Source organism: Curtobacterium sp. SORGH_AS_0776 (assembly GCF_031453355.1).
Taxonomy (GTDB): domain Bacteria; phylum Actinomycetota; class Actinomycetes; order Actinomycetales; family Microbacteriaceae; genus Curtobacterium.
The window spans coordinates 3293753-3308543 of record NZ_JAVIYU010000001.1 but is presented as its reverse complement, the minus strand read 5'-3'; the positions used below and the strand labels follow the sequence as shown (position 1 = coordinate 3308543).

The window sequence follows — 14791 nt, the reverse complement described above, 5'->3', positions numbered from 1 at the left end:
CGACCGACAACTCTAAGGGAGCGCGCTGGATGCGACCCGATCCGGATCCCCGTCCGACCCTCCTCGTCGCCGCGTCGACCTTCCCGGCCGAGGCCGGCGACGGCACGCCCGGCTTCGTCCTCGACCTCGCGACCGCCCTCTCGGACGAGTACCGCGTCGTCGTCGTCGCCCCGATGACGAAGGGCGCCCGCGCGCACCAGCGGATCGGTGACGTCGAGGTCCGTCGGTACGGGTACTTCCCGGCCCGGTGGCGCGACCTGGCGGACGGCGCGATCGTCGACAACCTCAAGGCGAAGAAGTCCCGCTGGCTCCAGGTCCCGTTCTTCTTCGGCTCGATGGCCGCCGCGCTCCGCCGGGAACGCCGGCGCTCGCAGCCCGACGTCGCCCTGCTGCACTGGATCATCCCGCAGGGTGCCGTCGGCCAGCTCGTGCTCGGTGACCTGCCCCGCGTGGTGACCACGCTGGGCGGCGACCTGTACGCCCTGCGCAACCCGGTCCTCCAGCGGGTCAAGCGCTCCGTGATCCGCAGCGCTGCGTCGGTCACCTGCATGAGCACGGACATGGCGCGCGAACTCGGCAAGCTCGGCGCCCGCGACGACCAGGTGCACGTCGTGCCGATGGGCGTCGACCTCGAGCCGATCACCCGCGCGGTGGCGCGCGAGACCCGCGTCCCCGGCCGGGTGCTCTTCGTCGGCCGGCTCGTCGAGAAGAAGGGCGCGATCGTCCTGCTCGACGCCCTCGACCGGATGGCCGAGCAGCCGGCCGAGGTCGCCGTCGTCGGCGACGGTCCGCTCCGCACGCAGCTCGAGGCCCGGGCCGGGTCCGCCGTCACGTTCCTCGGCGCCCGTGGCAAGGAGGACCTCGCGTCCGAGTACGCCAAGGCCCGCATCGCGCTCTACCCGTCCGTCCCCGCCGCCAACGGCGACCGCGACGGCCTGCCCGTCGCCCTGCTCGAGGCGATGTCCGCCGGGTGCGCGATCGTCGCGTCGGCCGTGCCCGGCATCGTCGACGTCATCGAGGACGGCGTGAACGGCCTGCTCGTCGAGCCCGGCGACGCCGCGGCGCTCGCTGCTGCCGTGGACCGCCTGCTCGCCGACCCCGAGCTCGCCGAGCGGCTCGGCCGTGCCGCGGCCGAGACGGCGGCCGCGCACACCGTGGACGCCGTCGGTGACCGGTACCGCGGACTGCTGGCGGCCGCGCGCCGCTGACGCGCGTCCCTGCGGGTCAGGAGGGGGCCCCACCAGCCGGTACCGGCGCACCGCGCCAGCGGGGTGACGGCCGTGTCTGGAGGGACGGTGCGGGCCCGCACCGCGCCTCCTGGACCGCATCAGGTCACCGTGAGAACGACGCGAGCTTCTGCTTGAGCTGCTGGTCGATGTACGGCTCCAGCGACTTCGCCCAGGTACCCGTGATGTGGCTCGTGTCGCGGTAGACGAGCACGCCACCGATCACGGCCGGGCAGGTCGTGTCCGTGCAGTAGTACTTCGTCAGGTCGAGCACGCTGCCCGTGCCTCCGGCGGCGGTGAACGCCGCCATGGCCTCGGCCGACGAGTCGGTCTGGGCGAGGGCCACGGACCGCGGGTTGTCGCAGGACGAGTCGGTCGGGCCGGTCATCCGGCTCACGCACGCCACGACGTCGCGTCGGGGGACCGGGTTGTCGCGGACCGCGATCACGGGGAGGTCGTCGCCCGCTGCCTGCTGCCAGGCGTCGAGGAGTCCGGCGCGGGTGGCGTCGTCGCGCTGCTGGCCCTCGGGGGCGTCCACCGGCATCTGGGTCGTCGAGTGCGCGACGATCAGGGCGTCGGCGTCCCGGTGCTGCTTGACGAACGCGATCGCCTGCTGCTTCCAGCGGTCGCAACCGCGACCCGAGGCCGGGCTCAGGGACTGCTGGTGCGCGGTCGTCAGGTAGCACCCGCCGATGCCGGCGAGGTCGATCCGCCAGTCGTTCTTCGCGGCCAGGTCGCGGTAGACGCCGAGCAGGGTGTTGCTGTGCGAGTCGCCGATGACGAGGAGGTGCTTCGAGTAGCCGGTGGTCTTGCCGAGCACGCAGGTCTCGAAGCGGCCGCTCCAGCACTTCTTGATGTTCGGGTCCGGCTCGTCGGGTGACGGGTTCGGGTCGTCCTCCTTGGCGGCGGACGGCGCGGGGACACGGACGTCGGCGAGCTTCGGGTCCACGCACGGCTTCGCTGCGCTGATCTGCGCCGCAGCCCCGAAGCACGAGACCTCGCCGTCCTGCAGGCGCTTCGTGAAGGTCGCGGCCTGGACCTCCTGGACGTGCACTGCGGTCAGCGTCGAGACGCCGAGTGCCGCGACGACCACGGTGCAGACGACGCCGAGGACGGCGACACGACGCGGCCGCAGGGTGCGCACCCAGCCGGAGAACCGGAGCGGCTCCTCGAACCACACCGTCGTGACCGCCGCGAGGACGAGCGAGACCACCAGGACCGCGAGCTTGCTCTTCCAGCCGAGCGGGTGGTCGAGCCAGATCGGCACGATGACCACGAGGGGCCAGTGCCACAGGTAGAGCGAGTACGAGATGCGCCCGACGAACGCGATCGGGCGGACCGCGCCGAGGAGCTCGAACAGCGTGCCGGCACCGAACGTCACCATCAGCGTCGCGCCGACGACCGGGAGCGCAGCGGCGATGCCGGGGAACGGCGTCGTCGGGGTGATCACGACGAGCGAGGCGAGGAGCGCGAGCGCCCCGACGATCGCGGCACCCGAGCGGACGGACCGGGCCACGACCGTGCGCGGTGCGGGGAGCGCGACGGTCGCCGCGAGCCCGCCGAGCGCGAACTCCCACGCGCGGGTGGCCGTCGAGAAGTAGGCGACGCCGGGGTTCGTGTTCGTCTGCACGATGCACCAGACGAGCGAGACCACGACGACCGTGCCGAGCAGGATCCGTGCCGTGGTGACGGGGGAGACGCGCTTCCGCACGACGAGCGTGAGCAGGAGCAGCAGGAGGGGCAGCGCGATGTAGAACTGCTCCTCGACCGAGAGCGACCAGAAGTGCTGGAACGGCGAGGCCTGGTTGTCGGCGTCGAGGTAGTCGACCGAACTGGCCGCCAGCTCCCAGTTCTGCGCGTAGACCGTCGAGGCGATCAGCTCGCGACCGTACTGCGACCAGAGGGCGCTCGGGACGACGAGGAGCACCGCGGCGCCCGTCGCGAGGATCGTCAGGAACGCGCCGGGCAGCAGCCGCTTCGCCCGCCGGGACCAGAACTGCCCGAGTCGGATCCGGCCGGTGGAGAGCTGCTCGCGCAGCAGGTGGCCGGTGATGAGGTAGCCCGAGATGACGAAGAAGACGTCGACGCCGACGAACCCGCCGTGCAGCCGGTTCGGCCACAGGTGGTAGACGACGACGGCGAGGACTGCGAACGCCCGGAGCCCCTGGATGTCCCAGCGGGTGGTGTCCCGAGCGCGATGTGCGGGTCCGCGCGGGTCCTCGGTTGCAGTGGTCACTGACGAAATCCTACGAGTTGTCGTGCGATCCTCGGAAACGGACGCGGCTTCGGGGACGTTCAGATCCGGGCGGCACGCAGGGCGTCGACGGTGTTGCGGACGCCCTGGCCGAAGTCGGTGAAGTCGCGGGCGTCCACGGTCGGCAGCACCCGGGAGCCGAACCGGAGGTCGAGGCCCTGGTAGGTCGCCGAGGGGTCGGCACCGTGGCGGACGTCGAGGGGTTCCCCGAAGGCGTCCTCGACCGCGGCGACGACTTCGGTGATGGTGGCGCTGCGGCCGGAGGCGAAGATCTTGGTGACGGCGGTGCCGGCGTCGGTCGACCGTTCGGTCGTGTCCAGTGCGTCCAGCACCATCGCCGCCGCGTCGTCGATGTAGAGGTAGTCCCGCGTCGTCTCCGTCGGGACGTAGATCGACGACGGCCGGCCTTCGAGGTGCGCGAGCGCCAGCTGGGACACGAGCCCCTGCGCCTTGCCGAGGTTCGCCCCGGGCCCGTACAGGTTCGAGAACCGTCCGACGAGCAGCCGCGCACCGGTCGACTCGGCCCAGGTGCGGAACCGCGCTTCCGACGCGAGCTTCGACCGGCCGTACGGCGCGAGCGGAGCCGGCTCGGAGTCCTCGTCGAAGGGGGCCGGCGAGGAACCCGCGTAGACGGCGCCCGCCGAGGACGCGAAGAAGAGCGTCCCCGGGGCGGCCTCGTCGCCCGCGAGGGTCTCGAGCACCCGCCCGATGAGCTGCTGCTCGGCCTCGAACACCTCCGCACCGGTCGCGACGACGCCCGTCCCGGCGCACCAGACGACGCGCCAGGGGGAGTCCGGCGTGCGGACGCCCCGGATCGCCGTCACGAGCGCCTCGACCGCGGCGTCCTGGTCGTCCCAGGGCACCGAGGCCGCGCGGACGTCGGTCCCCGGTGCCGCCTCGGCCGCCGCACGACGGACGGCGCGCCCGAGGAAGCCTCCGGAGCCGACGACGAGCGTCGCCGGGGTCGACGAGGCCGTCACGCTGCGAAGACCCCGGCGGCCGTCGCCGCGTGCAGCGCCTCGCGCCAGTCGCGCATCGGCGCCAGGCCCGCGCGGGACCAGCCGTCGTGCCCGAGCACACTGTACGCCGGACGCGGCGCGGGACGCACGAAGGCGGCGCTGTCGGTCGGGAGGACGCGGTCCGGGTCGAGCCCGTTCTCGGCGAAGATCGCCTTGGTGAAGTCGTACCAGGACCCCTGGCCGGAGTTCGTGCCGTGGTAGATGCCAGCCGGGGCGTCCGCGTCGACGAGCTCGACGATGCGCGCCGCGAGGTCACCGGTCCACGTCGGCTGCCCGACCTGGTCGGTCACGACGGACACCGTGTCGTGCGTCTGCGCGAGCCGGAGCATCGTCGCCGCGAAGTTCGGCCCGTGCGCGCCGTAGATCCACGCGGTCCGCACGATGTACGACGAGTCCGGCGCGATCCGGCGGACGTGTGCCTCGCCCTCGGCCTTGGTCCGGCCGTAGGCGTTCAGCGGGTCCGTCGGGGCGTCCTCGGCGTAGGGCGCGGTGCCGTTGCCGTCGAAGACGTAGTCCGTCGAGATCGTCACGAGCTTCGCGCCGTGCCGGACGGCCGCCTCGGCGAGGAGCCTCGGGCCCGTCGCGTTGACCGCTGCGGCGTCGGACTCGTGCGTCTCGGCGTCGTCGACCTTGGTGTACGCGGCCGAGTTGATCACGACGTCGTGGCCGGCGACGGCGGCGTCGACCGCGTCGGGGTCCGTGATGTCGAGGTCGGCGCGACCGAGCGCGGTGACGTCACGACCCTGCAGCGCGAGCTGCAGGTCGCGACCGAGCATGCCGGCGGCGCCGGTGATCAGGGTGCGGGTCATCGTGGCGTCCGGGCTCAGGCGAGCGCCGCGCGCTCCTTGAGGGGCTCCCACCACGCGCGGTTGTCGCGGTACCACTGGACGACGTCGGCGAGACCCTGCTCGAACGGCACCTGCGGCTCGTAGCCGAGCTCCGCCTGGATCTTCGAGATGTCGACCGAGTAGCGGAGGTCGTGGCCGAGGCGGTCGGCGACGCGGTCGACGTACGACCAGTCCTTGCCGGTCGCGTCGAGCAGCAGCTGGGTGAGCTCCTTGTTGGTGAGCTCGGTGCCGCCGCCGATGTTGTAGATCTCGCCCGCGCGGCCCTTGGTGAGCACAAGCGCGATGCCACGGGTGTGGTCGTCGACGTGCAGCCAGTCGCGGATGTTGTTGCCCTCGCCGTAGAGCGGGACGTGCTTGTCGTCGATGAGGTTCGTGACGAACAGCGGGATGACCTTCTCGGGGAAGTGGTACGGCCCGTAGTTGTTCGAGCAGCGCGTGATCGAGAGGTTCAGCCCGTGCGTGCGGTGGTAGCTGCGGGCGAGCAGGTCGCTGCCGGCCTTCGACGCCGAGTACGGCGAGTTCGGCTCGAGCGGACGCTCCTCGTCCCACGAGCCCTCGCTGATGGAGCCGTAGACCTCGTCGGTGGAGACGTGCACGAAGCGCTCGGTGCCGTGCCGGAGCGCGGCGTCGAGCAGACGCTGGGTGCCGACGACGTTCGTCTCGACGAAGATGCCGGAGTCGCGGACCGAGCGGTCGACGTGGGACTCGGCGGCGAAGTGCACGATGGCGTCGATGCCGGGGATGACCGCGTCGAGCTTGGCCGCGTCGCGGATGTCGCCCTGCACGAAGGTGTAGCGCGGCGAGTCCGCGACGGGGGCGAGGTTCTCGAGGTTGCCCGAGTAGGTCAGGGCGTCGTAGACGACGACCTCGGCGCCCTCGAGTCCGGGGTACGCGTCCTGCAGGGTGCGACGGACGAAGTTCGAGCCGATGAAGCCGGCTCCGCCGGTGACGAGGATCTTCACGAGGTCAGGTTCCTTTTCGGAGTCGGTGACGTTGGATCGATGGACGAGTGTAGCGGGGCGTCCCGGAGCAGCAGGTTCCGGCGGGCCTCGACGAGTGCCCAGACCCCCGCGACGGCGGCGAGGAGCAGCACCACGACGAAGCCGTACCGGCCGGCGGGCGTCAGGTTCACGAGTCGACCGAGACCGGCGACCGTGACCTGCAGGTGGGTGTTCTCGTAGAAGCCGCGGTAGGCGACCGTCAGGCCGTAGAGCCCGATCACGGGGAAGCCCCAGAGCGCGAAGGAACCGACGCGGCCGCGCTCCGGTGCGCTCGTCACGAGGTTCCGCCACGCGATCGCGCTGACGGCGATGAGCGGGACGAGCCCGATGAACAGGTAGCGGCCCTGTGCACCGGCGATGAGCTGCGTGTCGTCGTAGGAGGAGAAGTTGTTCTGCAGCTGGATCACGAGCGTCAGCGCAGGCAGGACGAGCAGCACGATCGCCGTGCTGCGCTGCGCGGTGCGACGGAACGCCCACCCGACGATCACGGCGAGGGCGATCACGGTCAGGGAGTCCGTGAGGATCTGCGTCATCGGGTAGCGGAGCGCACCGAACTGGCCCCAGAACGACGAGGTGAGGCGGTCCCACTCGACGTTCATGAACTCGCCGAAGTTGGCGCTCGTCTCGCGGCCCCACGGCTTGTCCTGGCGGACGGCGCTCACGCCGTCGGGCTGGAGCGTGCCGAAGAGGACCAGGTTGCGGATCCACCACCACGAGCCGGCCGCGGCGACGATCGCGCCGGCGACGGCGGTCCGGCCGATGCGGGCACCCCACGACAGGGTCCCGTGGCCGGCGACGAGCAGGGCGATCGCGACGAACGGCACCGTCGGCAGCCCGGTGCCCTTCACCGAGCACACCGCGGCGACGGCCACCCCGAGCCACACGACGATGCGCCACCGGTGGTCGCCGGTGAGGGCCCGGGCGGCGAGCCACGAGATCACGGCACCGAGCACGATGACGGGCGCGTCGTTCGTGACGGACGAGCCGATCTGCGCCAGCTGCGGCACGGCGAACAGGGCGAGGACGCCCACGATCGCGGTGCGCGGCGAGCGGGTGACCCGCCGGACGGTCGCCCACGTCAGGAACGGCAGCGGGAGCAGCATCACGACGTCCATCAGGCGCAGGGCCATGACGCCGATGTCCCAGCGCAGGTGGAAGAACCCGATCGCCTTGAGGACGACCGCACCGACGCCGTAGTACGTCGGCGGGTGCTGCGACATCTGGTTGACGAAGTCGTGGTTGCCCGGGTTCTCCGCGGTGAGTTGCGCGACGGTCTCACGGTCCGCCGCGGCGACGTTCGTGGACTGCCCCTGCTCGACGTACGTCGTCTTGAGCAGGTCCATGTCGCCCGGCGCCGGCCACCCCTTGCCGAGCGCGAGCTGTTCGGCGGCGTCGAAGTGCGCTGCCTCGTCCGGGGCCGCGAACATCGGCGTCAGGAAGGCCCACAGCGTGAGCAGCAGCGCGAACGCAGCCGTCAGTGCGATGACGGCGCGTCGTTCCCCCCGGGTCACCGGCAGAGCGGCGGTGACCTCAGTCGCCATAGCGCTGGAGTTTCTGCAGGTCGAGCTGTTCCTCGGCCAGCGTGCGGTTGAGCCGCGTGAGGTCGGCGACGACGCCGATCACGATGCTGAGCACCGCGGTGATGAGCAGGACCACCCCGAGGATGATCGACTGCAGGTGGTTGCCGCCGGTGTGCATCGCGAGGAGCACGAGGTACCGGACGAGCGGCCACGCCCCGAGCGCGCCGAGGATCGCCGCGACCCAGAGGAAGAGCGCCATCGGACGGTACATCAGGTACACGCGGGCGATCGCCGACCCGGACTGGAACATGTGCTGCCAGATGTTCTTGAACAGGCGGGACTCGCGCGTCTTCGGGTTCGTCGTGATCGGGATCGACGCGATCGCCAGGCGCTTGTACCCGGCCTGCACGATCGTCTCCATGCAGTAGCTGAAGCGCGTCACGATGTTGAGGCGGATGAGCGAGTACTTCGAGTACGCGCGGAATCCGCTCGCGGCGTCCGGCAGGTCGAGACCCGCCGCGCGCGAGGCGACCCACGAGCCGAAGCGCTGCATGAGCTTCTTGAACCCGGAGAAGTGCTCGATCGTCCGGGTCTGGCGGTCGCCGATCACGATCTCGGCTTCCTTGCGGAGGATCGGCTGGACCAGCTCGGCGATGTGCGCCTGCGGGTACTGGTTGTCACCGTCGGTGTTCACGACGATGTCGGCACCGTGGAGCAGCGCGTAGTCGACGCCGTCCCGGAACGACCGGGCGAGGCCCATGTTCGTGGTGTGGTGCACGAAGTGCCGGACACCGTGCTCCTTGGCGACCTCGACCGTGCGGTCGGTGCTGCCGTCGTTGATGACCAGGATCTCGATCTCGTCGATGCCGTCGATCTGCTTCGGGATCGAGTCGATGACGCTGGCGAGGGTGTTCTCCTCGTTGAGGCAGGGGATCTGGACGAATAGCTTCACGGGCTCGCTTGGTCTCGTTTCGGGAGTCGGCAGTGCGCAGAACCATGACAGCCTATGCGAACTCGCGCCTTGCTAGGCTTCCCCGGTGCAGATCCGCGAACTGAAGATCCCCGGCGCGTGGGAGTTCACGCCCGTCCAGCACGGCGACGCACGAGGAGCATTCCTCGAGGCGTACCGGGCCGACGTCCTCGAGGAGACGGTCGGCCACCCGCTCGACCTGCGGCAGGTGAACATGTCGATCTCGGCGGCCGGCGTCGCACGGGGCATCCACTACGCCCTCGTCGCACCGAGCCAGGCGAAGTACGTCACCGCCGTCCGCGGGGCGTTCATCGACTACATCGTCGACATCCGCGTCGGCTCCCCGACGTTCGGGCAGTGGGACTCGGTCCGCATCGACGACGTCGACCGCAAGGCGGTGTACCTGTCCGAGGGGCTCGGGCACGCGATCGTCGCGCTCGAGGACCAGTCGACGGTGAACTACCTGGTCAGCGCGCACTACAACCCCGAGCGCGAGAAGGGGATCACGATCCTCGACCCGACCGTGGGGCTCACGCTGCCGGACGGGCTCGGCGAGCCGGTCCTCTCCGAGAAGGACACCAGCGCACCGACCCTCGAGCAGGCTGCCGCCGCAGGGCTGCTCCCCACCTACGAGGAGTGCTTGGCCTACACCGAGTCCCTCCATACGACGAAGTAACGAAGCAAAGGACGCACCCGTGAAGGGCATCATCCTCGCCGGGGGTTCCGGCACCCGTCTCTGGCCGATCACCAAGGGCATCAGCAAGCAGCTCATGCCGATCTACGACAAGCCGATGGTCTACTACCCGCTGTCGACGCTGATGATGGCCGGCATCCGCGAGGTGTTGGTCATCACGACGCCGGAGTACAACGACCAGTTCCGCGCGCTCCTCGGCGACGGCTCGGCCCTCGGCATGGACATCCAGTACGCCGTGCAGCCGAGCCCGGACGGCCTCGCGCAGGCCTTCGTCATCGGCGAGGACTTCATCGGCGACGACAGCGTCGCGCTGGTCCTCGGCGACAACATCTTCCACGGCACGGGCCTCGGCACGAACCTCCGCAAGAACACCGAGGTCGAGGGCGCGACGATCTTCGCCTACCACGTGGCCGACCCGAAGGCGTACGGCGTCGTCGAGTTCGACGACAGCTTCACCGCGGTCTCCATCGAGGAGAAGCCGACCGAGCCGAAGTCGAACTACGCCGTCCCCGGCCTGTACTTCTACGACAACAAGGTCATCGAGATCGCGAAGACGATCGAGCCGAGCGCCCGCGGGGAGCTCGAGATCTCGACCGTGAACGAGCGCTACCTCGACGCCGGCGAGCTCGGCGTGCAGGTCCTCGACCGCGGCACGGCCTGGCTCGACACCGGCACGTTCGAGTCGATGATGCAGGCGTCCGAGTACGTCAAGGTGATCGAGGACCGTCAGGGCTTCAAGATCGGCTGCATCGAGGAGATCGCCTGGCGCAACGGCTGGATCGACGACGCACAGCTCGCCGACCTCGCCGCCCCGCTCGTCAAGGGCGGCTACGGCGTCTACCTCCAGCGCCTCCTCGCCGCCTAGTCACACCCCGTGGCGCCCGGCTCTGGTTGGTTCGGTCGACGCCGCCGTCGCGACGCGACGCCCTCCGGCCCCGATGCGGTCCAGGAGGCGCGACACCCGTCCGCGACGGCGGCGCCGCCCGAGCGGGTGGCCGGGTTCGACGGCCCGGCGCAGGTCCGGCAGACCGGCGTCACCGTGCTCCTCGTCAGCCGGTCCGACCGGCACGACCGGTTGCCCGCGATGGTCATCGCTGCCCGGACCGCCTTCGGTCCCGAGGCGGACGTCCGTGCCGTGGCCTACGTCGCGGACGCCTCCCCGGTCCTGCCGTCGCCCCGGGGCGTGCCGTGGGTGCGGCCGGACGCCGTCGACGGCATCGGATCGGCCGTGAACGCCGGGGTCGTCGGTGGGGTGCGGGGCGTGCTCGTCGTGGTGGACTCGACGGTGGGCGTCACCGACCAGGACCTCCAGGTGCTCGCCGAGGCCGGTGCGCACGGTGTGGCGCAGGCCCGGGTCTGGCTCGCCGACGGCTCCGCACGCCACGGGGCCCGGCTCCTCCGGCCGGGGGCGCTGCCCTGGAGCGACGACTCCGCGTCGGTCGTCCCCGGCGACGACGGACTCCGGTCGACGATCCTCACCGCACGCGACACCGCAGCCGCTGCGACCGTCTTCGCCGCGGACCAACCCGCACTGGCGATGCCCGGACGTGCGCTGGTACCGGCACCGTGCCTCCCGGACGAACGCACCACGCTGTCGGCCTGGAGCCGCGCGGTCGCGGACCGCACCGATCGTGACGTCGCGCTCGTCTGGGCGCTCGAGCGCTCGGACGAGGCGGGGCGCACCGTCGATGCGGCGACCGTCGACGCCGTCTCGGCGTGGCGCGACCGCGCCGTCGACGGGACCGGCTCGGTCGTGGCCGGGCCACCGGTGCCGCCGTGGGGCGCTCGGCCGGTGGCACCCGTGGCCCCGACGGTGTCGGCCACCGAGCAGCTCGCGTGGTCGCTGAAGATCGCCGCGCCCGCCGGACCCGAGGGCGACGGCTGGGGCGATGTGCACTTCGCCGCCGAGCTCGCCGCCGCGCTCGAGCGGCTCGGACAGCGGGTCCGCGTCGACCGCCGCGACGCCCACGTGCGGGACGACGACGGCGCGGACGACGTGACGCTCGTCGTGCGGGGGCTCGACCGGGTGCCGCCGAACCCGGCGTCCGTGAACCTGCTCTGGGTGATCAGCCACCCGGACGACGTCGCGGACACCGAACTGCGGTCGTTCGACCGGGCGTTCGCGGCGGGTCCGGCATGGGCCGCCGCGGCGAGTGCGCGGGCGGGCGTGCCGGTCCGGACGCTGCTGCAGGCGACCGATCCGGCGGTGTTCCGCCCGGGCGTGTCGTCCGGGCCCGACGCCGGCCGCGTCGTCTTCGTCGGCTCCACCCGCGGTGCCGCTCGCCCCGTCGTCGCGGACGCGGTCGCACTCGGTGCCGACTTGCGCGTGCACGGGCCCGGGTGGGAGGACGTCGTGCCGGAGTCGTCGCTCGGGGCGCCGTCGTTGTCCCGCGCCGAGGTCGCCCGTGCCTACGCGTCCGCCCGTGTCGTGCTGAACGACCACTGGCCGGACATGGCCGCCGGGGGGTTCGTGTCGAACCGGGTGTTCGATGTCCTGGCCGCCGGGGGAGTCGTGGTGACCGACCCCGTCGTCGGGCTCGGCGAGGTGCTCGACGTGCCGACGCTGGCGGTGGCGGGGTCGCGGGAGGACCTCGCGGCGCTGCTCGACCCGGCGTACCCGTGGCCCGCCGAGGCCTCGCGTGCCGAGGTGGCCGCGCGCATCGCCGCCGAGCACTCCTTCGATGCCCGTGCCCGCGTGCTGCTCGACGCCGCGCGCGCCGAGCGTGCGCGCCTGCGGCGCTGAGCGCGCCGCGGTTGCTGCGGCGGCGGCTGCGCCGCCCGCGGCGTCGAACCACGTTCGCGACGTCGAACCAGGCCGCGCGCCCGGTTCGACGTCGGACTCGTGGTTCGACGCGTGCGCGCCGCCGCGCGTTGCGCGGCCGCGCGCCCGCGCCTGCGCCGCCGCACAACCGAAGCCGCGCCGAACCGCGGAAACGCGCAGCGCGAAGTGGTTTTGGTTGTGCCGCGCCGCGGCTGCGTCGAACCACGTTCAGGACGTTGAACCAGGCCGCGCGCCCGGTTCGACGTCGGATTCGTGGTTCGACGCGGGCGCGCCTGCGCCGCCGCACAACCAAAGCCGCGCCGAACAGCGGGAAGGCGCGGCGCGACGTGGTTTTGGTTGTGCGCAGCCGCAGCCGCAGCCGCAGCCGCAGCCGCAGCCGCAGCCGCAGCGCGCCGCGCGCGCTACTTGCGCGTCACCCAGCGCGCCCGGACAGCGAGCCCGACGCGCAGCACCGCCCGCAGCGGCCACAGCCACCACGCCCGGTACTTCCGCGACAGGAACCGGTAGGCGCTCCGGTGGTGCTCGATCTCCATGCGGCGCCGGTTCGACGAGGTCGAGTGCGCCCCGGTGTGCGTGACCACGGCGGTCGGCACGTACACGTTCGCCCGCCCGGCGAGCCCCACGCGCTGCCCGAGGTCGACGTCCTCGAAGTACATGAAGTACGACTCGTCGAAGCCCCCGAGCTCGCGGAACAACGACGTCCGGATGAGGAAGCACGCGCCGGACAGCCAGCCGGCCTCGCGCTCGACGACCTGGGTGGTGGACCAGTACCGCTGGCTCCAGGGGTTCGCCGGCCAGAAGCGCGAGAACGCCGCGTGTCCGAGGCCGGTCCGGAGCGACGGGAGCTGGCGCGCCGAGGGGTAGGTGTCGCCCTGCTCGTCGAGGATCCGCGGGCCGAACGACCCGCCGGACGGCAGCCGGTCGGCTGCGGCCACGAGCTCGTCGACGGAACCGGGGGCGAGGACCACGTCGGGGTTCGTGACGAGCAGGAACTCCGGCCGGACGTCGGGGAGCACGTCGTCGAGTGCGCTGAGGGCCGCGTCGATCCCGCCGCCGTAGCCACGGTTGCCCCCGGAGGACACGACGACGGCGCCGTACGACTCGCCGATCGCCCGCAGTGCGTCGAGGTCGGCCGAGCCGTTGTCCGCGATCACCACGGCCACGGGTTCACTGGACGCCGCAGCGATGCTCGCGAGGAACGGCCGGATCGTCTCACCGGTGTTGTACGTGACGGTGAGCACCGCGACCCGGGTCATCGTGTTCCCCCGGCGACGGCCCCGGCGACGGTCCCGGCGACGGCGGCGTACGCGTCGACGTGCACGGCGGCCGTGGCCTCCCACGTGAACGAGGAGGCCCGGCGGAGTGCGGCGGCGCGGTGCGATGCGACGCGTGCGGGGTCGTCGAGCAGTGCGGCCATCGCCGCCCCCAGCGCCGACGTGTCGGGCTCGGTGTAGACGGCGGCGTCGCCCCCGACCTCCGGCAGCGACAGGCGCCTGGTGGTGAGCACGCACGCGCCGGCCGCCATCGCCTCGACCACCGGCAGGCCGAAACCCTCGCCGAGGGACGGGTACACGACGAACTCCGCGCCGCCGAGGAAGCCGGAGAGGTCCTCGAGCGGGAGGTACCCGGCCTCGATGACGTGGTCGGCGTCCTGCAGCGCGTCGAGCCGGGCGATCGCGGCCTCGTCCCAGCCGCGGGCACCGGAGAGCACCAGCCAGGGTGTGTCCGACCCCGTGACCGCACGGGCGTCGCGGACCGCGGCGTAGGCGTCGAGCAGGGCGGTGACGTTCTTGCGCGGCTCGATCGTGCCGAGGAACGCGATCCAGGACGCGTCGTCCGGGAGGGTCGCGGCGATGCGGGCGTCCTCGACCTCGGCGGTGGACGGCTCGTGGAACACGGTCCGGTCGACCCCGAGCGGTGCGACCCGGACGTCCGCACGGATGCCGGACACCACGCGTGCAGCCTCGGTCGCGGTGGCGGCGCTCGGCACGATGACGACCGGACGGGTCCGGAGCGATCGGCGGCTCCACCAGGTGAAGAACGTGCGCTTCAGGCGGGAGTGCCACTCGGGGTTCGAGAAGAACGTGGCGTCGTGCAGCGTCACCACGGAGCCGCGGCGCCACGAGAACGGGAACGTGTAGTGCGGGGAGTGCAGCACCGCCGCGCCGATCCGCCGACCGAGTGCCGGCAGCCCGGTCTGCTCCCAGAGGAAGCGCAGCGGCACGGAGTCGGTCCACGCCGGTGCCGTGTGCAGCGTCACGTGCGGTGCGACGTCGCGGAAGTGCGCGGCGTGCACGGGCCGGACGACGAGGTGCACGTCGAGCGACGGGTCGGTGAGGTGCGACGCGACCCCCTCGACGTAACGTCCGACACCGCCGAGGTTGCGCGGTACCGCGGTCCCGTCGATGAGGACGGTGAGCTGCGGCACGCGAGGTTCCTTCCGGCCGGGGACGCCGCGGCCGGAACCGTCGACGGGG

The 14791-nt window shown here is 72.0% G+C and carries 12 protein-coding genes; 4 read left to right on the top strand and 8 right to left on the bottom strand.

Annotation, left to right across the window (positions count from 1 at the left end):
* Positions 1 to 29: 29 nt before the first annotated feature.
* Positions 30 to 1208 carry a glycosyltransferase gene (locus tag QE359_RS16115; protein ID WP_309779939.1) on the top strand — a complete coding sequence of 393 codons (1179 nt, stop codon included), beginning with the start codon at positions 30 to 32 and terminating at the stop codon, positions 1206 to 1208.
* 124 nt (positions 1209 to 1332) lie between these two features.
* Here QE359_RS16115 and QE359_RS16110 read toward each other — a convergent pair whose 3' ends face one another.
* Genes QE359_RS16110 through QE359_RS16085 form a run of 6 tightly spaced genes read right to left on the bottom strand, consistent with a single transcriptional unit; the run spans position 1333 to position 8820 of the window.
* Positions 1333 to 3462: an acyltransferase family protein gene (locus QE359_RS16110; protein WP_309779938.1), complete on the bottom strand. Its 2130-nt coding sequence runs from the start codon at positions 3460 to 3462 to the stop codon at positions 1333 to 1335.
* Positions 3463 to 3521: 59 nt separating this feature from the next.
* Positions 3522 to 4460 carry an NAD-dependent epimerase/dehydratase family protein gene (locus tag QE359_RS16105; RefSeq protein WP_309779937.1) on the bottom strand — a complete coding sequence of 313 codons (939 nt, stop codon included), beginning with the start codon at positions 4458 to 4460 and terminating at the stop codon, positions 3522 to 3524.
* On the bottom strand, positions 4457 to 5308 hold the full coding sequence (gene rfbD / locus QE359_RS16100; RefSeq protein WP_309779936.1) for a dTDP-4-dehydrorhamnose reductase: 852 nt from the start codon (positions 5306 to 5308) through the stop codon (positions 4457 to 4459). The genes QE359_RS16105 and rfbD overlap by 4 nt, the downstream gene beginning before the upstream one ends.
* 14 nt (positions 5309 to 5322) lie before the next feature.
* Positions 5323 to 6309, bottom strand: coding sequence for a dTDP-glucose 4,6-dehydratase (gene rfbB, locus QE359_RS16095; protein WP_309779935.1), 987 nt, complete (start codon positions 6307 to 6309; stop codon positions 5323 to 5325).
* Positions 6306 to 7889 carry a DUF2142 domain-containing protein gene (locus tag QE359_RS16090; protein ID WP_309779934.1) on the bottom strand — a complete coding sequence of 528 codons (1584 nt, stop codon included), beginning with the start codon at positions 7887 to 7889 and terminating at the stop codon, positions 6306 to 6308. The genes rfbB and QE359_RS16090 overlap by 4 nt, the downstream gene beginning before the upstream one ends.
* Positions 7879 to 8820, bottom strand: a complete 942-nt coding sequence (locus QE359_RS16085; RefSeq protein ID WP_070418474.1) for a glycosyltransferase family 2 protein — start codon at positions 8818 to 8820, stop codon at positions 7879 to 7881. The genes QE359_RS16090 and QE359_RS16085 overlap by 11 nt, the downstream gene beginning before the upstream one ends.
* 85 nt (positions 8821 to 8905) lie before the next feature.
* On the opposite strand from QE359_RS16085, the gene QE359_RS16080 reads away from it, so the two are divergent.
* Genes QE359_RS16080 through QE359_RS16070 form a run of 3 tightly spaced genes read left to right on the top strand, consistent with a single transcriptional unit; the run spans position 8906 to position 12275 of the window.
* Positions 8906 to 9514, top strand: a complete 609-nt coding sequence (locus tag QE359_RS16080) for a dTDP-4-dehydrorhamnose 3,5-epimerase (RefSeq protein ID WP_309779933.1) — start codon at positions 8906 to 8908, stop codon at positions 9512 to 9514.
* A 19-nt stretch (positions 9515 to 9533) separates the two neighbouring features.
* Positions 9534 to 10397: a glucose-1-phosphate thymidylyltransferase RfbA gene (gene rfbA / locus QE359_RS16075; RefSeq protein WP_309779932.1), complete on the top strand. Its 864-nt coding sequence runs from the start codon at positions 9534 to 9536 to the stop codon at positions 10395 to 10397.
* 9 nt (positions 10398 to 10406) lie between these two features.
* Positions 10407 to 12275: a glycosyltransferase gene (locus QE359_RS16070; protein ID WP_309779931.1), complete on the top strand. Its 1869-nt coding sequence runs from the start codon at positions 10407 to 10409 to the stop codon at positions 12273 to 12275.
* A 440-nt stretch (positions 12276 to 12715) separates the two neighbouring features.
* Here QE359_RS16070 and QE359_RS16065 read toward each other — a convergent pair whose 3' ends face one another.
* Both QE359_RS16065 and QE359_RS16060 read right to left on the bottom strand, forming a co-directional pair.
* Positions 12716 to 13570 (bottom strand): glycosyltransferase family 2 protein, encoded by an 855-nt coding sequence (locus tag QE359_RS16065; protein ID WP_309779930.1) that lies wholly within the window; start codon positions 13568 to 13570, stop codon positions 12716 to 12718.
* The gene (locus QE359_RS16060) at positions 13567 to 14742 is read right to left on the bottom strand and encodes a glycosyltransferase family 1 protein (RefSeq protein WP_309779929.1); all 1176 of its coding nucleotides are present in this window, start codon (positions 14740 to 14742) and stop codon (positions 13567 to 13569) included. The genes QE359_RS16065 and QE359_RS16060 overlap by 4 nt, the downstream gene beginning before the upstream one ends.
* Positions 14743 to 14791 lie beyond the last annotated feature (49 nt).

What these genes read in the sequence shown, in the direction of transcription:
- QE359_RS16115 (WP_309779939.1), top strand. Translation starts at nt 30, where the DNA reads ATGCGACCCGATCCGGATCCCCGTCCGACCCTCCTCGTCGCCGCGTCG.
- rfbD (WP_309779936.1), bottom strand. Translation starts at nt 5,308, where the DNA reads ATGACCCGCACCCTGATCACCGGCGCCGCCGGCATGCTCGGTCGCGAC.
- QE359_RS16090 (WP_309779934.1), bottom strand. Translation starts at nt 7,889, where the DNA reads ATGGCGACTGAGGTCACCGCCGCTCTGCCGGTGACCCGGGGGGAACGA.
- QE359_RS16065 (WP_309779930.1), bottom strand. Translation starts at nt 13,570, where the DNA reads ATGACCCGGGTCGCGGTGCTCACCGTCACGTACAACACCGGTGAGACG.